Raw genomic sequence first — 26,067 nt, forward strand, 5'->3', positions numbered from 1 at the left:
GCGAAATAATTAAAACTTCCAAATCAAAACGCGATTATTCCCAGAATCAGCAACTACCGCATTCTCACCACAAACCTTAATTCCATAACACCAATTTAAACTTTGTCGTGTTGGTAGTCCAAAATTCCGATTTTCACTTTTATTTGTAAAGTTATCTTGTCCCATCACACCATCAGCATTAGCACCCTGCAATAATAAAATAGATGCTCGTTTTTTCCATCCTAGCAAACGGGAATTAGCTGTATCAGCAACTATTAACCAATCCCCTGCAATATCTACCCCATAAGGCATACTTAAACTACTGGCACTAGGGAAATAAACACCTTGATTCAATTCCACAAAATTGAAGTTTTTTTGTCCTAAAACCACTGCACAAGGGGCATTATTTGCTGTGGGAATTCCTTCCCAAATCATAACCCGATTATTACCTGCATCTGTGACAACTAAATTATCTTCCCAAAGGGTGATATCATGACACCAACGCATACTAGCAGCAGTGGGAGAACCACCCCCATTTTCATTGCGTGATATCATATCTGGTTGTCCCAAAACTATATCCGCAGGTTGTCCATTTTCTGTGGGTAATTGATTCCAAATTAATAAGCGACGATTGCCAGTATCAGCTACAAATAACTTACCTTGATGATAGAAAATACCATAAGGCCAATGTAAAGTATTTGCCGCAGGTTGTTGATTTCCTCGGTTATGTAAATTATCAATAAAGTTAGATTGTCCTAATACTAAATCTGCGGGAATATGACTATCTGTAGGGATATTATACCAGATGAGAATGCGATGATTCCAAGCGTCTGCAACGGCTAAACCATGACCACATTTGCAAATACCTGTAGGGACACTAAATGTAGATTTTCCTGGTGTTCTTTTAGCGTTTTGTCCTTCATGAAAAAAGTCAGGTTGTCCTATTATCCAGTCAGCAGGTTGATGATCTTTTGTGGGTAAATTTCGCCACCCTAATAAACGATGATGTCCTGTATCTGCTACCCATAATGGTCCCGTTGGTGATAATAAACAAGCTGCACGGGGTCCAAACATTGTTGTGGGAGTAGGTGCAATAGGTATTGCTATTTGTTCTGGTGTAATATTGTTTCCTAATATTATTTTTGCACCATGAGGGGAGAGGGGTAAATGGGGGATATTTTGGGTTTGCAATGTAGATAGGGAATTAATATTTACGCTATTTACTCCAATACGGTTTAGTTAATAAAATTGTAGGTTGGTTTAAGCGATAGCGCAACCCAACAAAGTTTGGAAAATGTTGGGTTTCCTTGCGTGAAACTCATCTACTTAGATTATTGGAAAACCTGGAATAATTCTATCAATTTCCTGCATTTTTCGTAAAGTTTCTGTTAAAGCAATAACAATTTTTTGATACTGGTTATAGAAAAGCTTGCCTCAGCATGAATTATGATATAATTGTATTACTTGATAGAGTTGAGATTACTTTGTTAAATTATGTTGATAAAATAAATACTATGCCAGCTAAAGACATCTATCACAATACTGTAAAAAATGCACTTATCAAAGATGGTTGGAAAATTATCCATGACCCTTTACGAATTCGTTTAGGAAGAGGTAAAAATCTATTTGTTGATTTAGGTGCTGAAAGATTATTAGCAGCAGAACGAGAAACAGAAAAAATAGCTGTTGAGGTGAAAAGTTTTACTCGTCCTTAGGATATGAAAGACCTGGAAGACGCTGTTGGTCAATTTGTGTTATATGATCATTTATTAGCACGTTATTATCCTGAATATAAGTTATTTCTGGCTGTGAGTGAAAGCACTTGTAAAACAGTTTTTGAAGAAGAAGCTGGTCAAACTTTAATTGAAGATGGTGTAATTCGTTTATTTAGTTTTGATGCTGAACAGGAGGTAATTGTCAAATGGATTCCTTAACTAATCAATATCGTCAAATCATTAAAAAAATTCTTGAAGAATATGCTGATTTTCTTGGCAATGATGAACAAGTTAAAGTTGAATTGGTGTTAGATGAGAAAAATGATCGTTATTTATTAGTAGAAACTGGTTGGAAAAATGGTTATCGGATATATGGAACTTTATTACATCTTGATTTAATTGATGGTAAGGTTTGGATTCAACATGATGGCACTGAGGAGGGGGTTGCTAATGATTTGGTTGCTGGGGGAATACCAAAAGGACATATTATTTTAGGGTTTAAAGCTCCTGAAGTTAGGAAATATACGGAGTTTGCGGTTTTTTAGATTTTATCAAAAATCAGAAACGCATAAGGTTAATGTCAATCTGCTTTGATAAGCTATATAAAGCAAATATTTTTACCAGATGAGAGTGTTGCTTATGTTACAGAAAAGAAAAATAAAATCTCAAACTATGGTAATTACTGTTTCCAAAGATGTAATTACAGACAAAGCAATTTCACTACTTAATTTTTCTAATGAATCACTAACTACTTGGACAGAAGTAGCAACTACTAGTGGTGATTTAGCTGCATTCTTAAGTGAACTTTACAACGAATCTGCTTTCATTCTCTCAAAAGAAGGTGAGATATTTCATCTTGATGAGAGTACAAGAAAGAATATAACTGATCGGAGGCTTGAAGAAGGAATAGATGCAAGTAGTATATTGGCTGAAAAATTTACTGTGTATACCATGAACTCAGTTCCAGCACCTGCGGCTGCTCGGACATATAAAAAAATTGCTCCAGATTACTTCTTGTACAATAAAATTTTCGGGAAAACGTTGAAGTATCTTGTAGCTTGGGAGAATGTTTATAGCAATATACTGGCTGATAGTGCGTTTTTTTCACAAGCCCATTTACTTGAAGCAAGTACAGATATAGGTGCTTGTGTAGAAATGGCTGCTCAATTATATTATAAACAATCATTTCAGATACTTCGTGGATTTTTAGAAAACGCAGTTTTACCCGTTCATTTTTGTGATCAACCCAATGAGTTTGAAAAGTGGCGATCTAATAACTATCGTACCCCACAACTACGAGGAAAAGATGGACTTTTGAATAGGTTGGAAAAGTCGGGCTTAATAACTAATGAACTAAATATAAATGTGTCTAACCTGTATGAACAGCTAAATGGCAGCATACATGGTGGGGAAAAGTATTTAATACATAAAGGAGTTCACAAAAATGCTTGGAGTGGGCTACTTTTCAAAGAGCAAGACTTTTTAGATTGGTGTACAGCCATTTCTAAATCTGTAGAAGTTGGAATAAAACTTCTTCAAATCAATGTTAAACAGTCGATGAATTTACGAGGTTCAAATGATACTGTGTGTACAACTTGTCATAATGAAAAAAATTTGAAGTTAGAAGAATTTATATTCGGTAGTAGGAATTTCAAACGATATTTTTGCCACATTTGTGGTCATCAATCAACTTTTGATGATGATGGTAATCTTTCTCATACAGTTACAGAATATGAACAGTAAACAGAAGAGCGATCGCATTTCTGATATAGAGTTAGGAGCGATACCTTCGGTGCGCTTCGCTAACGCATTTCTGATGTAGAGTAAGTGCGATACCTTCGGTAATCTTCACTAACGCCTTGAGAATAATTAAATTTTTGGAATTATATTACAATAGTTATTATGTATAGCCAAGTTAATCAAAATTTACTATGAGCATTAGTCTCACACCTAAGGAAGAAAGCTTTATTGAAACAAAGCTGCAAACTGGAAAATACCATTCTGTAGAAGAAGTTCTAGAAATCGCTCTCAAGTTGCTAGATGAGTATGATCGTTCTGAGACAGCATGGGTTAAGGAAGTGCGCGAAAAAATTGATGCTGCTATTGCGATTTCAGAACACACAGCACCTATGGACGGTGAAACATTTGTAAATCAAATTTTAGATCGTTTTCAGCAACAGCGACAGGTACAAAAATGAATCGTTACGTTATTTTCTCTCATTTTACCAAAGTGATAAAATAATTAAATTTATCTAAATAAATATAATTTTAACTGTTAAATAGTAAATATGGGAAATCCCCAATATTCCAGAACAAATGGGATTAATTACCTATTATGCAAATTGATACAAATAGCTTTTCATGGTTTGATGTAGCAGATGATGTCAAAGAATTATTAATATTAGCTGCACAGACTTGGGAAAATACAGAAGAATCTACAAAATATATGCAGCAAGCGTTAGCTAAAACAGGAGATAACACAGATGTTTTAGTTGCAGCTTATAGATATTTTTACTACAAAAATAATTATGTCTTAGCACTGACAACAGCAGAGAAAATAACCGCTAAAATAAAAAAAGCGGAAAGTCTACCTGATAATTGGCAAGAACTTAAACCTATCCTAGTTAAACGTCACGAAGAATCTCAAATCAGATTGTACTTAACTGCTTATGCTGCTTCTGGTTTGGTATTAGCTAAACTAGGAAACATAGAAAAAGCAAAGGAAATCAGTATCAGAATAAAAGGTATTGATGACAAAAATGATTTTGGTGCTGGTATTCTTCTAGATATTTTAACTCGTCCACCAGAAGTAGATGATTAAATCTGGAAATAGGGAAAAACCCCTACAAATGACAACCACAAGCAATCAGCAAATTACGAATCATGAATAATTGGTTATCTTTCAACTCAAATTCCCAGCTAATATCGTCATTTTCTAACCAGAATACTGTGATTCTACCGGGAATGCCTACATCTCCAATAACTCCTATAACTAAAATGCCTCAAACCTCTCCTCCTATCATTTTTTTACCTAATTCTGCACAGTCAATATTTTAAAATTTATGCAAGGTCAGGATTTATTTGTTGCTGAAAATGGACAATATCAAGTTTGTAAATCAGCAAGATCATGGGATTTATTGCGTGATAATTATCGTCTGTATCGCTTTTTAACTGAAGTCGAAGATATCCTCAAAAATGTTGAAGATGAATCAACACGACTACCAGAAATTAGAATGTTGGTAAGACGATTAATTATTAATTCCTATTGGGTACAAAGTCAATCTTTACAACCTGATCTAAAAACGGGAATCTCGGTTCTACTATTATATGATGAATTAGGATTTCCCCTAACTGTACAAACAGTAACATTTGCACCAGGAACAACTTCTAATATTCATAATCATGGAACATGGGGAGTAGTCGCAATTTTAAAAGGTCAGGAAAAAAACACCTTTTGGCGACGGAGTTCTCATCCAGAATTTCCTGATAAAATTGAAAAAACAGGCGAAGTAAATTTATCCCGTGGTGATCTTATCAGTTTTACACCTGAGACAATACATCAAGTTCAAGCCATTGGTAAAGAACCAACAGTAACATTTAATATTTATGGAGAAACAAACCCAAAACAGAGATTTGAATTTGACGTAACTAATCACAGTGCTAAAAAATTTTAAAGATAGTGGCAAAAACAGAAATAACAGATTATGCTGATAAATATTATAGAAAATAAGATCGCCGACTTCTTTTTAGATATTGTCAATAAATGAATAATTAATCTTAGAAGTCGGGGATCTAAGTGTTAGCTATCAATCAAAATAATCATCTTCCATCTGCGTTTATCTGCGTTCATCTGCGGTTAATTATTTCCTATCCAAACATCCAACTATAACCTTATAGGAGAAACAGCAATGGCCAGAGTAATTTTCTATGAAAAACCAGGCTGTAAAGGTGGTACAAAGCAAAAAGTTTTGCTAACAGCAGCAGGTCATGAAGTAGTAGTATATAACCTATTAACAGAACCTTGGACAGTGGAAAAATTGCGGTCATTTTTTGGCGATCGCCCTGTCATAGAATGGTTCAATAAAGCTGCGCCTAGTGTAAAATCAGGAGAGGTGAATCCCGAAAACATCACCGCTGAAAATGCCTTGGTCATGATGCTGAGAGATCCCTTATTAATCCGTCGTCCCTTGATCCAAGTAGGGGATAAAAGAGAAGTAGGCTTTGATGTCGAGAAAATTGACGCATGGATAGGCTTGAAAGCCGCAGATGAGTCTTTAAAACCAATGAGTGAAAACCTCATGCAGCAAGACCTCCAGGGCTGCTCTCATGGAAAAGATCACGACCACCATCATGGTAAAGGTGGTTGTAAAAATCACTGACAAGGACATGAGGTATTAAAAAATCTCTACCCGCTTCTTTCTTAGTTCTCAAAGTTATTCAGAGAAAAAAGGCGGGTAAAAACAATAATTTATCGGTGTTGCTGATTAAGGGTATGAATTTTAGTCTCACGCCAAGGCGCAAAGGCGCAAAGGTAAGATAAAGGTTAAATTTGGGAATTTCATACCTCAATTCAATATGGCTACGCCACGCAGGCTATCAGCAACGCCATTTATCTATAATCCTGTCTTTGAATGTTCCGTAATCTCGCTGCATCACGCATACCATAATCAGTGCGAGTAAAGCGATTTAGCTGCATTTCAAAAAATTCCCGATTTGCTTGTAAATGCTGGGGATTTTCATCATCTAAAGGATACAACAGGGCAGTTCTTAAAGCTTGAATTACCGCCGATGTGACATTATACATCGAACGTTGAAAAGTAATCCCCAATTGAATCAAAATATCCTCTTCTCCTCGACAATGTTCTTGGTAATAATCAACAAGATATTGAGGCAAAAAGTGCAGCATATCTTGCATTAATAATGTTGGCGGAATTCCGGCTGTACCCACAGGAAAAACATCAGCGTAAAGAATCCCATAATGGAAGTCTTTTTGATCTTCTGGAACTTGTCCTGCTTGGGCATTATAAGACTTTGTCCCTCTAAATGGTGCTGTGCGATAAAAAACAGCTTCTACATAGGGTAATGCGGCTTCATATAGCCAAGTAAAACCTTTAGATTTGGGGATGATTTCATAACATTCACCATCAATATAAACATGATGATAAATCGGACGACCTGCAATAGCAAATATACCATTTATGAGAAAATTCATGGCATCAGGTACACTTTTGAAACCACCTTCATCATAAATATCTGACATTTCAAAAAATACTGGTGCCATGACTTCCCAAAAAAGTCCTAAATTAGAATAATAGGACATCATCCGGCACTGTTCCAAAAACATATCAGGAAACAGTTTATAAAGTCCCGACATGAGGGGGTTTTTCCGAAAATAAGCTTTAATGGCTTTATCAGCATTAGCTTTATATTCTTCGGAATCTAAATAGGCATCAAATTGATTAACAGGTGCATACATTTTGCGATGCCAAAACATAGCCTGCATACAGGCTTCCGCAAATTCCATGTTAATTCTGTCATGGAATAAATGATGGAAAATTTTCGGCATTTTGGTAGTTTCACCCTTTTCCATAAATGCCAAAAGTTCTGGGTGTGCAGTGGCTATACCTCGCCAAATTCTTAAATCAGCATCATCCCCGGCATAGTGATTATGTAAGTCTAAATATTCTTGGGGTAGGAAATATTTAAAAGCTGGCAAAGGATCTAAAAATACTCTTTCGGCAATATAAAGTAAGTCTCGCCAATAGAAATCCATTGGTACAGCATAAGCTTTATAAATACCGATAATTTGCATTAAGTTTTCTGGAGTATCTGGTAACATTGAACCGCCAGCTTCTAAACGATGAATAATTTCTGCAAATTCGTGTTTTGAAGGTGGGATTTTTGTATTTGGTTTAGCTGGAGTTTGTACCATAATATTTTTGTTTTGGTTAATAAAATTTTTTTGATTGCGGAACAGTTTTCTTCTCGTTCCCATACTCTGTGTGGGAATGAATTCTAGAAGGCTCTGCCTTCAATAATATTAGAATTAGAGGCAGAGCCTCTGTGATAGCATTCCCAGTCGGAGACTGGGAACGAGATAACTACTTCAAGGCAATTACGGTTTTTTCGATAGTGGGAACTGCCGCTACCATAGCGGTAGTTGTGGTTTCACTCCAACGCACTAACCAGGTGGGTTGTACTCCCAAAAAGATAATTAAGAATGCCAAAATTAGCGCGGGAACTTTTTCATTCCATAATACTCTGGGATAGTAGGCTAGGTTATTTTGCAGTTTGCCAAAACAGGTACGGTTGAGAAGAATAAGAAAATAAACTGCGGTTAAACCAGATGCTACTACACATAAAATTGTGGAAATGGGAAAGCTGGAAAAACTGCCTTGAAAGGAAATAAATTCCGCAATGAAACCTGTTAAACCGGGAATACCAGCACTAGCCATGCCACTTAAAACCAGCAAGGCACTAATTAATGGTAAACCGCGAATAGGACTCATTAAACCACTAAGTTTATCTAATTCTCTTGTCCCAACTTTGGTTTCAATAACTCCGACTAAATGGAAGAGAATAGCGAGAATAATTCCATGACTAAACATTTGGGCGACTGCACCAACTAATGCTAAAGGCGTGGCGGCTGCTGCTGCTAGTAAAATATAGCCCATGTGGCCGATAGAACTATATGCTACCATGCGTTTTATGTCTGTTTGGGCGATCGCTACAACTGCCCCATAAATCGCGCTAATTGCCCCCCAAATTGCTAAAGTTGGGGCGATAATCTGCCAAGTTTGAGGAAACATTCCCAAGCCAAATCGTAATAGTCCATAAGTTCCCAGTTTTGCTAAGACTCCACCTAGCAAAATAGCGATAGGTGCAGAAGCTTCAACGTAAGCATCAGGTAGCCAAGTATGGAAAGGAATTAAAGGAATCTTAATGCCAAAACCTAAAACTATTCCTGCTAATAATACTAATTGCATTCCCGCAGAAATGTTTTGAGTCGCCACAGCATCAAAGGCAAAACTATGAGAACCTGTTAACCATACCATGCCTAAAAATGTGGCTAAAATTAAAGCCCCAGAAATGGCTGTATAAATCAGGAATTTCATGCCCGCATAGGCTCGTTTTTCTCCTCCCCAAATGGAGATTAGTAAATAAAAGGGAATTAATTCCAATTCATAAAATAGGAAGAACAAAAGCAAATTTTCTGATAAGAAAGCACCAGCAACGCCACCACTAACAAACAAAATCAGGGAATAAAATAACCGAGGACGTTCTGTATCTTTGCTGCTGCTGTAAATAGCAATCCAAGTGAGGAAGCTATTTAATACCAACATTAATATTGATAATCCATCAACTCCTAACTGATAATTTAAACCTAATGTTTCATTCCAAGGTAGATATTCTGTAAACTGCATCCCTGGATTGCTGATATCAAATTTTAACAAAATGAAAATATTCCACAGCAAAACTAAACCTGTGACGATTAAAGATACTAACCGAATCTGACTTGCAGGAACATTTTTTGCTGGATAAAAACCGATGATTATAGCGGCTATAATTGGTAGCCAAATTAAAACACTCAACATATTTATTAATTGGTAATTGGTAATTGGTAATTGGTAATTGGTAATTGGTAATTGGTAATATAGCGGTTCTCGATTGAGTGAGATACAAGAACCCCATCCCCAACCACCTCCAATATCAAAAGTTTATCCTTTTCTTCCCCCCGCTGTGGGGTAGATTATTATCAGCAATCTAAATCATAGATATTTAGAAAATTAAATTCATGAACTGAATTCCCCAGAAAGGCCATGTCACCCAAGCACCTAAAAAACCGACTCCTAACAGAACTGTTAAGGCATAAAATTGAGTTTGTCCATTGTTACTATATTTCAAGCCTTCACCACCCAATAGAGAGAATAAACCCACAGAGTTGACAATACCATCTATTACAAATCTGTCCAGCATATCGGCAAATTTAGAAAGTTGGGCAACGCCGAAAATAATGGTAACTTTGTAAATTTGAGGGGTGTAAAAATCGTAAGCAAATAAATTTTGTAAACCTTGCCAGGGTAAACGAATTGGTTTGGGAATGTTGCCTAAATAGATGATGCTACTAATACTACAGCCGAAGATACTTGACCAAATTAATAGCAGGGCTACGTCTTTATTTAATGTTGCCCAGTCTGGAAGTAATGACAAACTTTGCAACACTAAAGGCAGGTGTAAAACAAAGCCAGATAAAATCATCATTGGTAACACCATTAACCAAATAGCTTCAGGAGAACGTTCACTCATTTGTTTGGGTTTACCACCAAAGATTAAACCAAATTCTCTAGTTAAACTAAATGTAGTTAAGGCATTAACAAAAATTACTATTCCTACTAAAGTCGGATGTGTTTCCCATAACCCATCAGCTAATTTAAATAATGCCCAAAAACTACCTAAAGGGGGAAAACCAATTAAACCCAATGTACCGACAATAAATGCTATCCCGGACATGGGACGACGTGACCACAATCCACCTAATTGGGTAACATCTTGGGTAACACTATTCCAAACAATGCCCCCGGTACTCATAACTAATAATGCAGCGGATACGGCATGAGTGAGAACTAATAATAATGCGGCTTCGTTCTGCTGTGTGCCTACCGCAATAAATACTAACCCCATGTAAACACTGACAGAATAGGATAAACAGCGTTTGATGTCAATTTGAGAGATCGCAATTAACGCCCCACCAATCGCTGTCACCGCCCCAATCGCCACTATCGCCGAAGATGCCACAGGTGATAAACTAAACACAGGTTGTAATTTAATTAACACCCATGCCCCACTGGCCACTACCACCGAACTCCGCAAAATTGTACTGGGAACAGGTCCCTCCATCGCCTCATCTAACCACAAATGCAAAGGAAACTGGGCGCATTTACCCATAGGTCCAGCTATTAACCCCAAGCACACTAAAGTAATAATTGTCGGGTCAACATTCGCCGTGGCCGCCCATGCAGTTAACTCTGTATAATTCCAAGTTCCTGAGAGTGTCCACAGTCCCAACACACCCATTAATAAAAACAAGTCTCCCACCCGTTTAGTCAAAAAAGCATCACGCGCCCCAGTCACTACCAAAGGCTGACTAAACCACAAACCTACTAATAGGTAAGTTCCCAATGTGAGGACTTCCAGAATTACATAAGTGGAAAATAAATCGTTACACAAAACCAAAGCACAAAGACCAGCTTCAAATAATCCTAATAAGGAAAAGAAGCGTCCCCAACCCCAGTCCATTTCCATGTAACCAATAGCGTATATCTGCGCCAGCAAGTTCAAGCCGGTAATAATAATTACTGCCCCGATGCTGACAGCAGAAAGTTCTAAATTAATAGTCAGATTTAAACCTGCTGTTGATAGCCAAGGAATAAATACTTCTTTAGCTGGATGATTCCAAATAGCAAAGAAAGCAAAGACGGCATGGAAAAAGGAGATAAAGGTCATCACCACGTTGACATATCCCGCCGGTCGAGGACCAGTTTTGCGAATGATTCCCGGCGACCAAGGTATAGCTAAAAGCCCACCTATCAAAGCATAAACCGGAATTAGCCAAACAGTGTCTACTAAATACTGATCCATTAAATTACCTCTATAGTTTGCAGCAAAAATTAAAGAAAACACACCAAGTAGCGTTGATCCCTATCAACTTAGTGATGACAGACAATGAAAATTTATCTTTATTTAATATTGTTAGAAATAGCTTACCTTTATCTGTGCCAAAAAAGAATTACCTAATTAGACAAATTCACGATATTTTCTGTAAAGAATTCTTATATTTCAATAGATTGAATTATTAAATGGTAACTATTATTTTGAGTCTATGGATTGTATTTGTCTATAGTATCTATAGTATAGGGGCGGTATTTTCCACCCCGATCAAATTCACACTTTAGCAATTATGTCAAGTTGCAAATTGGGTAAATTACTTGACGCAATGATTACGACTGGGCTGAGTTGACTAACGGGCGCTGGCTTCATATCCCGATAATCAATAATTTGGACAACGATTAGGTATGCGATCGCTAGTAGAATAGAAATTGCCCCTGTAATAATCGCAACTATCTGAGAACGGTTCATAAGTATTTCCTACAAATTAAGTTATTGAGAGACTTATATATCTAGATTGCCATAAACTATAAACAGGTTTATGTATCCAGCAAAGATAGTATCAATATATAGAACTTTGCTTAAAATCAACAATTATGTCCCTAACCGAAGAAATTCTTTCCCAACTCCCAGGCGATGTTTTAGGCGGCTTGCGTCGTACTGACAGCATATTAACATTATTGCGAAAAGGTAACGCACCCATACCCAACGTAGTTACAGAAAATCCCGAAAATTTAGAATCTGTAGAATTTGATGTGATTATTTGCGGTGGAACTTTAGGAATTTTGATTGGTTGCGCTTTAGCTGTACGTGGTGTGGGCGTAGCCTTACTAGAAAGGGGAATTTTGCGCGGAAGAGAACAGGAATGGAATATTTCTCGCAAAGAGTTAGAAGTATTTCGGGAATTGGAATTGTTGACAGCAGACGAATTAGCACAAGCTATCGTCACTGAATATAACCCCGCAAGAGTTAGCTTTCAAGGAGGTACAGAAGTTTGGGTAGAAGATGTTCTTAACATTGGTGTCAATCCTATTTATCTCCTCGAAACCTTAAAAACCCGCTTTCTTAAGCTTGGAGGAAAGTTATTTGAAAATACACCATTTAGCGATATTGTAGTTCACCCAAATGGAGTCATAGTCAATAATCAATTTACTGCAAAATTGTTACTAGATGCTATGGGAAATCTTTCTCCCATTAGCCAACAAGCGCGTCAAGGAAAAAAACCAGATGCACTTTGTTTAGTTGTGGGAACTTGTGCTAAAGGATATCCAGAAAATAACTCAGGAGACTTGTTGTTATCTTTCACAGCTTTGGAAAATCAATGTCAATATTTTTGGGAAGCATTTCCCGCAAAAGACGGAAGAACTACATATTTATTTACCTATATGGATGCAGATCCACAACGGTTGAGTTTAGAAACTTTATTTGACGAATATTTACGCTTGTTACCAGAATATCAAGGTGTGGAAATTAATCGCCTAAATTTTCAAAGGGCGTTGTTTGGTTTCTTTCCTAGTTATCGTCAAAGTCCTCTGCAAACCCCTTGGAATCGGATTCTCCCAGTGGGAGATAGTAGCGGTAATCAATCACCTTTAAGTTTTGGTGGTTTTGGGGCTATGGTACGTCATTTACAAAGGCTAACTTTAGGAATTGAAGAAGCATTAAAAACTGATCAATTATCTGCCCAATCTTTAGCAATATTGCAACCCTATCAACCGAGTTTAAGTGTAACTTGGTTATTTCAAAAAGCTATGAGTGTAGGTGTAAATCAAAAAATTGAACCCAATCAAATTAACCAATTACTCTCTGCTGTATTTGTGCAAATGCAGGAGTTAGGAACACCTGCTTTAAAACCTTTTTTACAAGATATTGTCCAGTTTGGGGCGTTAACAAAAACTTTGTTAAAAACTGGTTTATCTCATCCTTTATTAGTTGCGAAAATCATTCCCCAAGTTGGTTTATTGAGTTTGTTGGATTGGATGTTACATTATGTGAATTTAATTGTGTATACTAGTTTGTTCTCTCTAAGTCCAAGATTAGAAATATTAGTTAATAATCTATCACCAGAAAACCGATATTATTGGCATCGGTTAATAGATAAATGGAAGTTTGGTTCTGGTAGTGATTATTCTGAATAATACAGCACTTTCCGGTGTGATGAGGTACATATCCAGCGGGCAAGATGCCCGCACTACAAGAGTTTCATAATTCAAGTTTGTACCTCATTAGAGCGGAATCTGCTGTATCTGGTAAATGGTTATGAATAGAGGTTTTGTGATTTTATACCTCAAATTAGTTTAACGCTCCCATTGACATAGTATTAATATTGATACTATTATTTATTTAATGCTAATCATAAGCATCTTACCTATCCTATAAAAAAATTGAGGAAATGGAAGATGGTTAACTATACCCACTACACATATAAAGTTACTTGGTCGGAAGAAGATCAAGAATTCGTGGGATTGTGTGCTGAATTTCCCAGTCTGTCTTATCTTCATAAAGATCAGAATGCTACACTCAAAGGTATTACAGATTTAGTAAAAGATGTAGTAACTGATATGGAATCTAATGAAGAGCTAGTTCCAGAACCCAGGGCAAACGCATCTTATTTTTAGAATGCTTACTAAACAATAGTCGGCGTTGCTGAATTAGGGTATGAAATTGAAAAATCAATGATTTCAAACTCTTACTCTCTGCGCCTCTGCGTGAAACAAAATCATACTCTTAATCAGCAACGCCCAATAGTCCTATATATTTTTTCAGCTATGAAGACAATGGCGGATTTTTTCCATCTCCGTTGTCGCTAAACCTAAATACATTTGCTGTAATTCTGTGGATAAATCAGGGTTTTTGATCAAATGTTCTATCCGGCTTTGCACAGTAGCAATCAAGTTATCTAAGTTTTCGTCAGCAACTATATGTTGTTTCTGTATCTGCTTTAAGTCTGGCTGTAGAGGTAGTTCGGTGGAGTTACTTTGGTTATGGAAAGATTTAGCTTTTTCGGTTTCTAATTGAGCTACAGTTATTTGTAATGTTTCTATGACTCCATACATCTCCAGTGGATCAAATATTCGCAACAAGCTGGTTTGAGTGACGATAGCTAACTTTGCTCCCCAATCCCAGGATACAACTAATCGCTGCACTCGTCGCTGCTGCATTTCTTGATGGGCAGACCAGAGGGAATCTTCTGGACTTAGCAAAAATAAGGGTGTACTCATCACTGTTTTTGCCTCAATTTGAGCCAAATTTAATCCCAATGCTTGAAATTGTACGATGTCTCTTTCTGTCACAATTCCTACTGGTTTAAAGGCTGATAAGACATCGTTCCAGGAATCTGTTTTGACTATCACCACGCAACTAACTTGATTTTCCGCCATCATCTGCGCCAAGCTGAGTACGGAGGCTGTAGGTGGTGCATGAATTACCTGAGTTGTCATTACTTCTGACACCCGCCGCATTTTCAGCAAGTTGGTGGGGCGCAAAATTTGTCTAATACTTTCTGGGGAGACAATCCCCACGAGTTGTTCCTCTGCATTGACTATCACCAAGTGGCGAATGCGATATCGTCGAAACAAAAACAGTGCGGCAAAGATATCCCGAAATGCAGTTTCCGCTAAGGTTATGACTGGATGCACCATGACATCAGCTATTTTCACATCAGCAAAATCTCTACCCGCCGCTGTAAGTTTGACAATATCTCGCTCTGTGAAAATACCCAGTATTTCTGTTTCTTCCATGACTAAAATACAACTTGAACGCGTACCTCCCATGGAACTAAAGCCAATTGCTGAATCAAAATCAGGTAATAAACAACTATTACCTCGCGTCTGATTCATTAAATTCACAACATTAATTAGGGAAGTATGGGGCGCAACAACCAGTGGATGCCTATCTATCGCCTCTTCTAAGCAGGGAACGCCAATGAGTGGGTCATCAATTTGCATGGTTGACAATAGCTGATAAAGTTAATTTATAAAGTTTTGTAAAGTTTTTTGTCATATACATATTATTTCTACAAATTTCAGTTATGATATGAGGGATGTAAAGGATAAATCGAGGAAACAGTTTACATATAAAGGGTTTAACGATTAAAAGGTAAATGGGGGATAAAATTTAAAGTTGTCTATCCAAATAGGGCAAAGAAGACATTTTTACTTTGTGGTTCTAAATCAGAGCCAATGTGGGCATCAGTCTTCGTCCATGCCGGAAATTCTTTGTATTTTACCATACAGCCTGTCTAAAACCCTTTTAACTGATACAGGTTGCCACTGACTGCCTCGCTTGGTTGTATATCCTTGCTGGTTAAGCCACGCGGCAATTTGTGGAAGTGATTTTCCTGACTTGTGGTGACGGCGAATTAATTCAATGATCTGTTGTTCAGATGGATTCTCTACTAGTTCACCATTAACTGACTGTTGACCAAAAGCAGGTGAACCATAGCCGGCATAGCCGCCACTGGCAGCTTTCGCTTTCCTGGCTTGGTCTAGCTTTTCCCACAGGTAAGAGTCTTTTGATTTTTCAGTTGCCATAGTTTTGAGAATTCAATCACCTCTGTAGATATGATATCTCAAATATTGGCTATTCCTAGAGGAATCTTATATTTGGGGATTGTATTGGTTGTTGATTTCATCTCATTTTCAGTTGGAAATAGGGGGTGTTTGAATGCGATTGATTTTCTTAGGAGTACCGGGTGCTGGCAAGAGTACCCAGGGGGCAGCACTGTCAAGCCAATGGCAAATTCCCCATATTTCCATTGATGATATATGCCGTCAGGCGATCGCTAAAGAGACTTCTTTCGGCTTAAAAGTCAAGCCGTATATAGAAAGAGGTGATTTAGTTCCAGATGATTTCATTCTTGATATCATCCGCCAACACTTCAGTCATTCCTCTGCCCAACGGGGTTGGATTCTGGATGGATTTCCTAGTAATTTATCCCAGGTGAAACTTCTTGATCAATTACTATTAGAAATCCGGGCTAAAGGCAACACTGCATTATCAGAACGGCCTTACGACCAAGTTTTTAGCTTTTATGTCCCAATTGATGTTTTGGTACAAAGGTTACTGCAACGAGGTCGCTTAGACGATAATCATGAGGTGATTTATCGGCGAATAGAAGTCTATCAGGAGCATTCTACTCCCTTAATTCAGCATTATCGCCAACAAGGTTGTTTAACTGTGATTAATGGCGATCGCCCAGTCGAAATAGTAACTCAGTTTTTACAAGATTCTTTTTCTAAGTCTCGTTTAATAGGAAACAAAAAAACTTTAAATGCTAGAAAAAGATTAATCAAAGCAGGAAAACAGATTTTATCTGCATGACACAAAAATAAAGTAAAAGTCCTGAGTATTTTATGCGAAATAAAAGAAAAATCAAAAGATTGAAATTTCTATGGCATCAGGGTTATAGCACTTCTGAGATTGGCTTTACCTCAACAAACAACTTAACTCATGGACATTCCATCTTATCCTTGACAATTTCCCATTTCCCAACCACATAATCACCAATTTTAATTTTTACTGGAGAAACCTATGGCTACTTCTGAAAGTCCGAATGAAACTCTTGTTCAATATATCCAAAAATCAGACTTTGAATCGCTCTTAGAGGCGAAAGAGTTGTTTGTCATGGACTGCACCGCAACTTGGTGCGGACCTTGTAGGATGGTTGCTCCTTTAATGGATCAACTGGCCCAAGAATACAAAGATCAGGCAAAAGTAGTCAAGTTAGATGTTGGTGATGGCGAAAATCAAAGCATTGCTAAAAAGTACGGTATTCGCAGTATTCCCGCAGTTATGTTTTTCAATCATGGCGAATTATCAGAAATAGTTGTTGGGGTAGTTCCCTATGAGAAATTCACCACAGCTTTAAACAAAATACTTTCACCTTCTTGAGGGGGTTTCTCCATGCAGAGAGCGTATATATTTCCATGTCCTAATTGCGGTAGTGAAGCAAAACGTCAGTTTTTAACTGATGGAAAACTAGCTCACAAGCATTCTTTGATGAATCAAATTATCCGTACAGAGTGTCCAGTTTGTGACTACCTGATGGTAATGCGCTCTCTGGATGGAAGTGTCATTGAAGCTTACGCACCCGGAATACCAAGTAATTTTCAACCATTAACTACATCTAATCTTTCTCCAAAAGTGTCTGAGCAGCAAATCTTAGAAATGAGTGAATCTATTTCCATCTGCTCCATATTTAGACATTTACCCAATCAAAGTCCCACAGACTCATACCCATTACTTTCAGGATTTTAACCATGATCAAAGCTGAAGACATAATGACCACAGAAGTTGTCACAATCCGTGGTTCAGCAACCGTAGCCGAAGCCGTAGCACTGATGAAAGAACGCCATTTGCGATCTTTAATTGTCGAACCTCGCACAGAAAATGACCCCTATGGCATGATCACTGAAACTGATATTGTTTATAAAGTTGGTGCTTATGGTAAAGACTCCAAACAAGTGCGAGTTTATGAAATTATGACCAAGCCTTGTATTGTCGTCAATCCTGAACTTGGTGTGGAGTATGTAGCCCGCTTATTTGCCAATACAGGCATCCGTCGCGCCCCTGTAATTAAAGGTAAGCTATTAGGAATCATCTCAATTACCGATATCCTCAGAAAAAGTGACTTTGTGGAAAACCCAAAAAGCTATTTTGAGATGTATTGTCAAGAATTTCCCAATGCTTTAGAAGCCAGAATTTACGAAGATTAAATCCAAGAATTCATCGTTTTGGCTCAGTTAATCATACTAATTTACCCAAGAATAATGGGCAAATTGAAAAAAGATAAAACTTGATCTTTGCAAATTTATTACATTTCATTTCACAAGTTACCCAAGGCAATTTTCAATCCAACTATTGATAGGAACTTATAAACCGATGATGAAAGCTGAAGACATAATGACCACAGAAGTGATTACAATTCGTGGTTCAGCAACCGTAGCGGAAGCTGTGGATTTGATGAAATATAAAGGTTTGCGATCTTTAATTGTGGAACCTCGTACAGAAAATGACCCCTATGGCATGGTCAGTGAAACTGATATTGTCTATAAAGTTGCTGCTCACGGTAAAGACTCCAAACAAGTGCGAGTTTATGAAATTATGACTAAGCCTTGTATTGTCGTCAATCCTGAGCTTGGTGTGGAGTATGTAGCTCGCTTGTTTGCCAATACCCGTATTCGTCGCGCTCCCGTAATTAAAGGTAAGCTGTTAGGAATCATCTCAATTACCGATATCCTCAGAAAAAGTGATTTGTTTGAAAATCCAAAACGTATCTTTATTGAGGACGAAATAGAAGTTGCACGGGAAGAAGCGAGAACAATTTGTGCAACTAAGGGCGATTCTTCTCGTGAATGTGCAGCAGCTTGGGATATTGTGGAAGAACTTCTGGCAGTAGCATCTGACCAAAGATTAGTGAAGGAGAATGTTGTCGAATAAATACTATTTGCCTTGCCTGATTTGCCCAAAATTCTCATAGGGGTAAAGGTTTTTTCTTGCCTTTGTCCCTTTAAATAACACCTATGGGGATAGTTTATTTGTCCATTTTTTGGATAGGATGAGTCAGGATTTAGATTTAACTTCTATTTCTCATATCCAAAAACTTCAATTGTTGATATAAACAACGAATTTGCTGCAAATTTACACCTGCTAATTCTGCTTTTCTTAATGGATTACCAAAAATTGCTTCTAATTCTAAAGGACGTTTTTCATCAAAATCAATTTTCATGCTGGTGCGGTAAGGTTTCATTTTCACGGTGTAATCTAACATGGTTTGAACGAAACTTTCAGGAATAATTCTGCCCGTACTTTTTGCCCCTATAACTACTTCCCACATCAAACTTTCTACTAACTGACGAGTATATATATCTGTCATTAATTCATCGGTTCTCCCATCAAGAATCACAGATAAGCCATTATAGGGAATATTCCAAACTAACTTTTTCCAACGTCCTAATAGTAAATCTTCTAATAGTTCTATTGATATACCGGCATTTTCAAAATCTGCGGCAATTTCTCGCATTTTTTTAGTAATGCCAATTGATTGATAATTAGATGTATATTCACCTAATGTAATTTGTCCATAATCTAAATGATGAATATGTCCTGGTGCAACTTTATTAGAACAGAGAAAACATAAACCCCCAATAACGTGGACATTATTCACAATTTCCGCAACTTCTGCTTCTATACCCAATCCATTTTGTAATACCAATACTACCCCGTCATCTTTAACTATTGGCGGTAATAAATCTGGTAAAAGTTGATTTTGGGTAGTTTTTAGTGATACTATAACCACATCACACTGTGGCATCTTGTCTACATTGTTATAGGCATTAACTTGAGAAAGGGTAAAGTCACCGTCTTTAGACTCAATAATTAAACCTTGTTCGCTTACCTGTTGATAATCACTTTTGAGTAGATAATGAACTTCTAAACCGGATTTTTGCAGTTTTGCACCATAAAATCCACCTAATGCACCAGTCCCCAATATTGCATAAGTGCGTTTATCCATTTTATGTATAAAAAAATATTCAGAAAATCATCAGAATATATTTTATCAGAATTGTCATTAATAAAACTTAAACATGATTTACTATTTTTTAGAACCTTTGGTAGATGAGAGGTAAAGTCAATGCCTGATATTGTTGATATTGCAGTTAGTAATGATGCGTTTAAAACTTTAGTGGCGGCTGTCCAAGCTGCTGGGTTAGTGGAAACATTAAAAAGTCCTGGTCCATTCACCGTATTTGCACCAACTGACGACGCTTTTGCTAAGTTACCCCCAGGCACGATTACAACTTTATTACAAAATATTCCTCAGTTAGCAAGGATTTTAACCTATCACGTCGTGCCTGGTAAGTTAACAAAGGCTGATTTAGCAAAACTTGGTACTGTAACTTCTGTGGAAGGTTCTCCTATTAAAATTAATTGTGATGATGGTTTTGAGGTAAAAAATGCCACAGTTTTAGCAGCAGATATTGATGCTGATAATGGCGTGATTCACGTTATTGATACTGTGATTTTGATGGGTTAATCGGAGAGAGTTTTTCATCTGGGAGACATTGTAGAGACGTTTCTGACAGCGTCTCTATCATTAATAAATTTAGTTGCCAAGGCTAATTCTTTAAAAATTGTTACATAAATGGCGTAATTACTCACTTTTAAGGTACTATGATTTTATTAATGATATTATTGATAATAAAACTTAATAATAAGAACCTACAATTATCCCCAAAAATTAATGTTAGATTTCAACACCTTAATCGAATTTTCCCGCAACAACTGTATAGGCATTTGTGCCTTTCTTGTTCCAGCTAATATCCTGACAACCTTATTCACAATTGTCCTCACCTTCCTAAATCGTCCCATGCTTCAGGTGTGGATATCTGTTGGATTTGCTTGTCTGTTTGCTAGTATCATGCTTCTGCACGTTTACACTTGGTTCATGATTGGTGTAGTTATGCCACCAACTTATATTTTGTTATCCCTAGCAATTACCTGTTTATTAACTAATCTTTTGGTAATTATGTGGCGAAAAAATTCTCCACAATTGTTTTCTTTTGGTAAGTAATTACAACAGAAGTCAGAATTTCACGATTGCTATAACCTACAGGAAGTAGTGGAGATATTTGGATATTAGTCATGATAATTCCTCCTTGATATCTCGTCTTGATCAAATACAATTTAATAGTCAAAATAGTAATAAAAAATAAAAATTACTATTTTGACTATTCGTAATAGCTGTGAATTAACTAACAGCAGCAACCCCAGCAGCAACAGTTCTTATAACCACCATAACCTCTACCATAACCACCATAACCTCCACCAATAACATTTTGTACTTCCTCATTAGCTAGTTCATTGAGAAAACTAGCGGGATCATTAAATAAATCATAACCGATAGGAAGTAGTGCAGATATTTGGATATTAGCCATGATAATTCCTCCTTATTATATATTGTCTTGATATCAAACAAATGAGATTAGACTTGATATTGACTAACCTTACTTTTGATTCTTCCAAAAATAATCCATAAATTCAAGGCTTTGATCTCAATGGATAAGACTTTATTGAAATATTTTTGTCTCGCTATTGATAACAATTAATGGTTTATTTTCATTCGTTAAACGACATTTTAGATTGTTTTTTGCTATATGGTAGAGATGTTTCATGCAACATCTCTACAAAAGATGTAATTTTCTTGTGGATGATATTTTTGAGAAAATACCGACTTAATTAAGTTTGTTTTGTCTAAACTATAGCAAATAGACAACATATTGAAAATACAATTTTCAACTCTTTTTAATTGGTGAATTCTGCCCGTAATTGGTTGACAACTCGATCTAATCCCACAGAATGGGCTGCTTTGAATAATAAGCGATCGCCTGTTTGCATAAATGTTTTTAATCTTGTTACCAAATCGGTATGATTAGTGAAACATTCACAAGATATATTATCGGCACTATTAGCCATAATTTCCGCATCTTTACCATCAACTAATACTAATAATCCATCAAGATGCAAACTTTTGACCATTTCCCCGACTTTTTGATGAAGTTCTGGGGATCTTTCTCCTAATTCCTTCATTGCCCCTAAAACCGCAATTTTCCGCTTTCCTGGTGTGTCTGCTAACAACTGCAAAGCCGCTAACATGGCTTCTGGGGCGGCATTATAGGTTTCATCTAAAATCACCACATCATTAGCTAAAGTGAAGCGTTGACTTCTACCTGTGGGCATATTTACCATGACCCCAGATTGTAATAATTGCCAATCAATTTCTAATACCTGAGCTACTGCTAAAGCTGCTAAAAAATTGGTAGCATTATGACGACCAGGTAAAGGTAAAGGTAAACGGATGCCGGCAACTTCTACAGTTTCACTATCAATTAATTCTCCTTGGATATCACCACCAGAAAAGCCATAACTGATAACTTTACCCTGCCAAAATTTCGCTGCTGTTGTCATTAATAGGGGGTTATCATGATTAAGAATGGCGATACCATCATTTGGCATTGTTGCTAATAATTCACACTTAGCTTCAGCAATGGCTTCTTCTGAACCAAGTAACTCAATATGTGCAGTTCCCACATTGGTGATTACCCCAATTGTCGGTTTAGCAATTTCTGTCAGTTCGGCAATTTGTCCCCTGCCTCGCATTGCCATTTCAATCACAGCAAAGTCATTTTCTCGACCCATTTCTAACAGGGTTTTGGAGACTCCTATTTCATTATTAAAATTCCCGTAGGTTTTATGAACTTTTCCTTTTGTGGCTAAAACTGCGGAAATTAATTCTTTAGTTGTGGTTTTCCCTACTGAACCTGTGATGCCAATTACAGGAATAGTAAAGCTTTCACGCCACCATTTAGCAATTTGTTGATATGCCTTTAAAGTATCTTTAACCCGCAAAACCGGAAAACCGGGATTTTTGTAAGCATGATCAACTATGGCAACTATAGCCCCTTTAGCGATCGCTGTCGCGACAAAATCATGTCCATCAAACTTTTCTCCTCGCAAAGCCAAAAAGACTTCACCCGGTTGCAAAATGCGAGTATCTGTTTGTATCCCCATCCCCAACTGAGTTAAGGTAGACGCAGATACATTCACCGATTCAGCTTGAAGTTCTTCAAGCAGTTGAGAGATAGTCATAGAGACTGACATATTGATAAATGACAGGGTATTTTAAAGCTATTTACATTAACATTTTTTGTGTCATTTTCAATAAAATTTAAAATCTCCACCTTGGCGGCATTTTCCTTATAAACCTATATTAGGGTTATTAGGGTCATTAGATTTTGGTGCATCGAAAAGCTCTAATTGATTAGTAGTCGAATTATATCGGTATTTTAGACCAGTTAAAGGAGGTCTAGGCTCAACACAGTATTCTTTATTGCCAAACATAATTGATACTACTTGTCTCCCAGGTTCACAAGCTGTAGGATTGTATCCGAAATTTTGAATAATCTGCAAATTTCGGTCATTGGAGGAGATTTTTGCTGGCTCAGATTGGGGGATTGTCTCCGTGTCACTTGAGATAACTTTCCCTTTGGTTAACTGCAAATAAGTTTTAATAGGAATGCCGGCATTAAATCCCGATTTAGTAGCATCTGCAAGTCCGTGAATGGCTACAAGATTGCCATTAATATCAAATACACCTCCTCCACTATTACCAGTCAAAGTATTGGCATCATAAACCAAACTATAGCCATTTCGGAGATTCTGATTAAAAACAATTCTCCCTCCTGTAAAAGCAAATTCTCTATCTGCACCTTTTCTGCCAAATACGGCTGGAAAACCAGCAACAAAAATGTCTGTACCAATTTCCAATGGCTTATCTTCAATAACAACAGGACGATAATATTCTGAGTCTGGAGCTTGAAATGTAATAATTGCTAAATCAACTCCATTTTGATCTGTCTGTAAAACTTGACGATTTTTCATAACATACTCTTTCCCTGTGTAGGTACGAATTGAGTAATTGATATCTTGAGAGCAATTAATCTTCCCTGGTCGTTTTATGGCACTACAAACAACATGATTGGCAGTTAATACAGTGTAAATATTATTTTCTTCGTCAATAATCACTCCTGAACCTCCAGGAGAACCATTATCTTTGCTATTGATTTGGACTATAGATTCTCTGACATTTTCGGCGATTCCTTGAGGTACACTGTTAGCTAATACTGGAATAGTTATAGCCATTGCTGTTATTGCCGATATCCCCAGAAACACCCTAGTTAATTGATTAGTTATTAAAAGCATATTCAATATTTTTGATTTTTTTTCAGTAATTATGTAAATTTTGCTCAACTAGATTTTGTGTCTCCATAAAATCAATGACTTTAGTAATAGGAATAGCCCAACTTAAAGAGTCTATTTTTGCATAAAGTTGTTGATTAGGTACAGAACCATCAGTAAAAGCCTTAATCCCCTGGAAGGGATACTTTAATAAGCCATTAATTGCTATTAATTCTCCTTTTTGATTTAAAAGTGGTCCACCGCTCATCCCTTGCCTAACATCATTAGTATAACCAACTTGGTAACCTCCAGGAAGTGTTTTCGCAAGTTGCATTTCGATCTTTCCCGTTGTTAAATGAAAAGCTCTAATTCCCCAATTACGAGTTTCTTCAAATCTGGTAATTTTGTTTCCTTCTCGGATAAAATTCCAGGCCGGAAACCCTGCTGCATATACTTTTTCTCCCTCTAGTATTTTTGGTAATTTCTGCAATTCTACTACTTGATAGTTTTGTTGGCTAGTAAATTCTACCAATGCCAAGTCCAAGGTCGCAATTTTAACTTGAGTCCTATCCCGTGCTGAATACAGCTTACCATCAACCGTCATGACTTGATAGCCATTTTTAGGGTTATCTGCCACTACATGATGATTTGTTAGTGCTAGATAAGTTTGCCCATAACGCTTAATAATTACTCCTGATCCAGAACCAAACTTAGTGATAATTCTGACAGTTACTTGTTTGGCAATTTCTGAGGCATTGACATTGATTGTCTGGACTGAATTTCTCAAATCTTGCTCAGATAAAGTTACAGCTTGAGCATTTGAGTCCAGAACAAACTTACTCATAAATATAGTCAGGAGTAATCCTAAAAAAGATTTTTTATATAAGAAAAAAATATGATTGATCATGCAATAATTTTCCGAAAATTGATAAAAAATGACAAAAAAATAAGTAGGAATCAGGGTTCAGTATTTTTCGCTAAACCCTGACAAAATAATCAACTAAAATTTTGGAGTTGCAGATTTACGATTTGCATTACCCATAGTTGCTTTTTCCCAATCTCCTAAATTTACTTGAACCCGATTGTCAGTTGTTTCTAAAATTGCAGTCGCGCTCGAACCTTCACGGCTAATTTTCACGATTTGGGACAGAATTTCTTCTGCTTTTTCAGCATTTTCCGGTTTCAGCGTCAGCAGAACATTGTTTTTATTACAACCACTATCTGTCATCGAGACTACACAGATTACGGTACTACCATTAACCTTGCCAGTCATTAAAACGACATCTTTTAACCTACCACCACTGTCAGCTACAGCTTTATTCAATTTTGGTGTGACGATACCGCAACGTTTTTGTGGACTATATTTGCCACCAAAAGCATCAGCACCCTTTTTAGTCCAAATAATTAAAGGAATTGGCTGTCCACCGGGACGTTGACCAATTGTAGCCACGTTACCATTATTTTCCGCAACGCAACTAAATTTAGTACCATTGACCGCTGAATCACTAACCCCTGCATTATCAACGGGTACATTATTGACTGAATTATCTACAGGAGGCTTGGCTTGGACTGTGGACGTTAATCCTAAACCACTAGATAGAGTTAAAGTTGCAATTAATACGGGGGCAGCTAATGGAAATTTCATAAGAATATCCGGTAAGTGGGAAACTCAGCGGCTTTAGCCCTGAGAGGGATGGTATGGCTAACGCCACGCTACGCTATCGACATGGCTCACCAGCCACGGCACGAGCGGTTTTAACCGCCTTGAATATTTTTTCATTACCGCCTTGGAGTTGGTAAATTCGGTGTACTTTTGTAATGTACTTTCAACGGGACAATTACCGATTCAAAATTCCCAACTCTGTACGCATAATGAATGTTTTGCTCCAAAGAGCCTCCCATTTCTGGGGTAATGTTAGCTTAGACCAGTTATAAGAGCTTTTTAGACTTGCAACACTGTTTCAGTGAC

At 37.0% G+C, this 26,067-nt stretch carries 28 protein-coding genes and 1 pseudogene; 16 read left to right on the forward strand and 13 right to left on the reverse strand.

What is annotated here, in order from left to right:
- Nucleotides 1–9: 9 nt before the first annotated feature.
- Nucleotides 10–1,170, reverse strand: a complete 1,161-nt coding sequence (locus FJR09_RS10165; protein WP_168650980.1) for a hypothetical protein — start codon at nucleotides 1,168–1,170, stop codon at nucleotides 10–12.
- Nucleotides 1,171–1,493: 323 nt separating this feature from the next.
- Between FJR09_RS10165 and FJR09_RS10170 the strand changes: the two are divergent.
- From FJR09_RS10170 to FJR09_RS10200, 7 genes and pseudogenes are all read left to right on the forward strand, one after another.
- A pseudogene (locus tag FJR09_RS10170) lies at nucleotides 1,494–1,913 on the forward strand (XisH family protein).
- Complete coding sequence (locus tag FJR09_RS10175) at nucleotides 1,901–2,239, forward strand: XisI protein (RefSeq protein ID WP_015079404.1); 339 nt, start codon at nucleotides 1,901–1,903, stop codon at nucleotides 2,237–2,239. The pseudogene FJR09_RS10170 and the gene FJR09_RS10175 overlap by 13 nt, the downstream one beginning before the upstream one ends.
- Before the next feature lie 94 nt (nucleotides 2,240–2,333).
- The gene (locus tag FJR09_RS10180) at nucleotides 2,334–3,437 is read left to right on the forward strand and encodes a hypothetical protein (protein ID WP_168653090.1); all 1,104 of its coding nucleotides are present in this window, start codon (nucleotides 2,334–2,336) and stop codon (nucleotides 3,435–3,437) included.
- A 188-nt stretch (nucleotides 3,438–3,625) separates the two neighbouring features.
- A complete protein-coding gene (locus tag FJR09_RS10185; protein ID WP_168653091.1) occupies nucleotides 3,626–3,892 on the forward strand; it encodes a type II toxin-antitoxin system ParD family antitoxin in 267 nt (88 codons plus the stop codon).
- Nucleotides 3,893–4,029: 137 nt separating this feature from the next.
- Nucleotides 4,030–4,515 carry a hypothetical protein gene (locus FJR09_RS10190; RefSeq protein ID WP_015079410.1) on the forward strand — a complete coding sequence of 162 codons (486 nt, stop codon included), beginning with the start codon at nucleotides 4,030–4,032 and terminating at the stop codon, nucleotides 4,513–4,515.
- A 241-nt stretch (nucleotides 4,516–4,756) separates the two neighbouring features.
- Nucleotides 4,757–5,368, forward strand: coding sequence for a cupin (locus FJR09_RS10195; RefSeq protein ID WP_168653092.1), 612 nt, complete (start codon nucleotides 4,757–4,759; stop codon nucleotides 5,366–5,368).
- Nucleotides 5,369–5,602: 234 nt separating this feature from the next.
- Nucleotides 5,603–6,073, forward strand: coding sequence for an ArsC/Spx/MgsR family protein (locus FJR09_RS10200; protein WP_015079413.1), 471 nt, complete (start codon nucleotides 5,603–5,605; stop codon nucleotides 6,071–6,073).
- Between the two features lie 230 nt (nucleotides 6,074–6,303).
- Here the strand turns inward: FJR09_RS10200 and FJR09_RS10205 are convergent, their stop codons facing one another.
- From FJR09_RS10205 to FJR09_RS10220, 4 genes are all read right to left on the reverse strand, one after another.
- Complete coding sequence (locus tag FJR09_RS10205; RefSeq protein ID WP_168653093.1) at nucleotides 6,304–7,626, reverse strand: CO2 hydration protein; 1,323 nt, start codon at nucleotides 7,624–7,626, stop codon at nucleotides 6,304–6,306.
- A gap of 169 nt (nucleotides 7,627–7,795) precedes the next feature.
- Complete coding sequence (locus FJR09_RS10210) at nucleotides 7,796–9,289, reverse strand: NADH-quinone oxidoreductase subunit M (RefSeq protein ID WP_015079415.1); 1,494 nt, start codon at nucleotides 9,287–9,289, stop codon at nucleotides 7,796–7,798.
- A 184-nt stretch (nucleotides 9,290–9,473) separates the two neighbouring features.
- A complete protein-coding gene (locus FJR09_RS10215) occupies nucleotides 9,474–11,333 on the reverse strand; it encodes an NAD(P)H-quinone oxidoreductase subunit F (RefSeq protein WP_015079416.1) in 1,860 nt (619 codons plus the stop codon).
- A gap of 303 nt (nucleotides 11,334–11,636) precedes the next feature.
- Nucleotides 11,637–11,831, reverse strand: a complete 195-nt coding sequence (locus tag FJR09_RS10220) for a hypothetical protein (protein WP_015079417.1) — start codon at nucleotides 11,829–11,831, stop codon at nucleotides 11,637–11,639.
- A 125-nt stretch (nucleotides 11,832–11,956) separates the two neighbouring features.
- Between FJR09_RS10220 and FJR09_RS10225 the strand changes: the two genes are divergently transcribed.
- Together FJR09_RS10225 and FJR09_RS10230 are read left to right on the forward strand one after the other, a co-directional pair.
- Entirely contained in the window at nucleotides 11,957–13,498 is a 1,542-nt protein-coding gene (locus tag FJR09_RS10225) for an NAD(P)/FAD-dependent oxidoreductase (protein WP_168653094.1), read from the forward strand.
- 261 nt (nucleotides 13,499–13,759) lie between these two features.
- Nucleotides 13,760–13,978, forward strand: coding sequence for a hypothetical protein (locus FJR09_RS10230; RefSeq protein WP_174782890.1), 219 nt, complete (start codon nucleotides 13,760–13,762; stop codon nucleotides 13,976–13,978).
- Between the two features lie 144 nt (nucleotides 13,979–14,122).
- Here the strand turns inward: FJR09_RS10230 and FJR09_RS10235 are convergent, their stop codons facing one another.
- On the reverse strand, nucleotides 14,123–15,307 hold the full coding sequence (locus tag FJR09_RS10235; protein ID WP_168651893.1) for a CBS domain-containing protein: 1,185 nt from the start codon (nucleotides 15,305–15,307) through the stop codon (nucleotides 14,123–14,125).
- A gap of 243 nt (nucleotides 15,308–15,550) precedes the next feature.
- Nucleotides 15,551–15,892, reverse strand: a complete 342-nt coding sequence (locus FJR09_RS10240) for a recombinase family protein (RefSeq protein WP_015079420.1) — start codon at nucleotides 15,890–15,892, stop codon at nucleotides 15,551–15,553.
- Nucleotides 15,893–16,025: 133 nt separating this feature from the next.
- Here FJR09_RS10240 and FJR09_RS10245 point away from each other — a divergent pair, with 133 nt between their 5' ends.
- The 5 genes from FJR09_RS10245 (at nucleotide 16,026) to FJR09_RS10265 (ending at nucleotide 18,800) form a co-directional block, all read left to right on the forward strand.
- Nucleotides 16,026–16,682: a nucleoside monophosphate kinase gene (locus tag FJR09_RS10245; RefSeq protein ID WP_168653095.1), complete on the forward strand. Its 657-nt coding sequence runs from the start codon at nucleotides 16,026–16,028 to the stop codon at nucleotides 16,680–16,682.
- Nucleotides 16,683–16,892: 210 nt separating this feature from the next.
- A complete protein-coding gene (locus FJR09_RS10250) occupies nucleotides 16,893–17,252 on the forward strand; it encodes a co-chaperone YbbN (RefSeq protein ID WP_015079422.1) in 360 nt (119 codons plus the stop codon).
- A 12-nt stretch (nucleotides 17,253–17,264) separates the two neighbouring features.
- Nucleotides 17,265–17,618, forward strand: coding sequence for a hypothetical protein (locus FJR09_RS26130; RefSeq protein ID WP_015079423.1), 354 nt, complete (start codon nucleotides 17,265–17,267; stop codon nucleotides 17,616–17,618).
- 2 nt (nucleotides 17,619–17,620) lie between these two features.
- The gene (locus FJR09_RS10260; protein WP_015079424.1) at nucleotides 17,621–18,076 is read left to right on the forward strand and encodes a CBS domain-containing protein; all 456 of its coding nucleotides are present in this window, start codon (nucleotides 17,621–17,623) and stop codon (nucleotides 18,074–18,076) included.
- Between the two features lie 166 nt (nucleotides 18,077–18,242).
- On the forward strand, nucleotides 18,243–18,800 hold the full coding sequence (locus FJR09_RS10265) for a CBS domain-containing protein (RefSeq protein WP_148761982.1): 558 nt from the start codon (nucleotides 18,243–18,245) through the stop codon (nucleotides 18,798–18,800).
- 136 nt (nucleotides 18,801–18,936) lie between these two features.
- On the opposite strand, the gene FJR09_RS10270 is transcribed toward FJR09_RS10265, so the two are convergent.
- The gene (locus FJR09_RS10270) at nucleotides 18,937–19,875 is read right to left on the reverse strand and encodes a putative 2-dehydropantoate 2-reductase (RefSeq protein ID WP_015079426.1); all 939 of its coding nucleotides are present in this window, start codon (nucleotides 19,873–19,875) and stop codon (nucleotides 18,937–18,939) included.
- Between the two features lie 120 nt (nucleotides 19,876–19,995).
- On the opposite strand from FJR09_RS10270, the gene FJR09_RS10275 reads away from it, so the two are divergent.
- The gene (locus tag FJR09_RS10275) at nucleotides 19,996–20,397 is read left to right on the forward strand and encodes a fasciclin domain-containing protein (RefSeq protein WP_015079427.1); all 402 of its coding nucleotides are present in this window, start codon (nucleotides 19,996–19,998) and stop codon (nucleotides 20,395–20,397) included.
- A gap of 207 nt (nucleotides 20,398–20,604) precedes the next feature.
- Nucleotides 20,605–20,934: a hypothetical protein gene (locus FJR09_RS10280; RefSeq protein ID WP_015079428.1), complete on the forward strand. Its 330-nt coding sequence runs from the start codon at nucleotides 20,605–20,607 to the stop codon at nucleotides 20,932–20,934.
- A 181-nt stretch (nucleotides 20,935–21,115) separates the two neighbouring features.
- Here FJR09_RS10280 and FJR09_RS10285 read toward each other — a convergent pair whose 3' ends face one another.
- The 5 genes from FJR09_RS10285 to FJR09_RS10305 all read right to left on the reverse strand — a co-directional run bounded on the left by FJR09_RS10285 (nucleotide 21,116) and on the right by FJR09_RS10305 (nucleotide 25,743).
- Entirely contained in the window at nucleotides 21,116–21,298 is a 183-nt protein-coding gene (locus FJR09_RS10285) for a hypothetical protein (RefSeq protein ID WP_015079429.1), read from the reverse strand.
- Between the two features lie 367 nt (nucleotides 21,299–21,665).
- Complete coding sequence (gene murF / locus FJR09_RS10290) at nucleotides 21,666–23,021, reverse strand: UDP-N-acetylmuramoyl-tripeptide--D-alanyl-D-alanine ligase (RefSeq protein WP_168653096.1); 1,356 nt, start codon at nucleotides 23,019–23,021, stop codon at nucleotides 21,666–21,668.
- A gap of 96 nt (nucleotides 23,022–23,117) precedes the next feature.
- Complete coding sequence (locus FJR09_RS10295) at nucleotides 23,118–24,122, reverse strand: serine protease (protein ID WP_217361117.1); 1,005 nt, start codon at nucleotides 24,120–24,122, stop codon at nucleotides 23,118–23,120.
- A 22-nt stretch (nucleotides 24,123–24,144) separates the two neighbouring features.
- The gene (locus FJR09_RS10300) at nucleotides 24,145–24,942 is read right to left on the reverse strand and encodes a serine protease (RefSeq protein WP_254433074.1); all 798 of its coding nucleotides are present in this window, start codon (nucleotides 24,940–24,942) and stop codon (nucleotides 24,145–24,147) included.
- Between the two features lie 156 nt (nucleotides 24,943–25,098).
- Nucleotides 25,099–25,743 (reverse strand): COP23 domain-containing protein, encoded by a 645-nt coding sequence (locus tag FJR09_RS10305; protein WP_015079433.1) that lies wholly within the window; start codon nucleotides 25,741–25,743, stop codon nucleotides 25,099–25,101.
- Between the last annotated feature and the right edge of the window lie 324 nt (nucleotides 25,744–26,067).

Origin of the sequence: Dolichospermum sp. UHCC 0406, assembly GCF_009712025.1 — a bacterium.
Classification (GTDB): domain Bacteria; phylum Cyanobacteriota; class Cyanobacteriia; order Cyanobacteriales; family Nostocaceae; genus Dolichospermum; species Dolichospermum lemmermannii.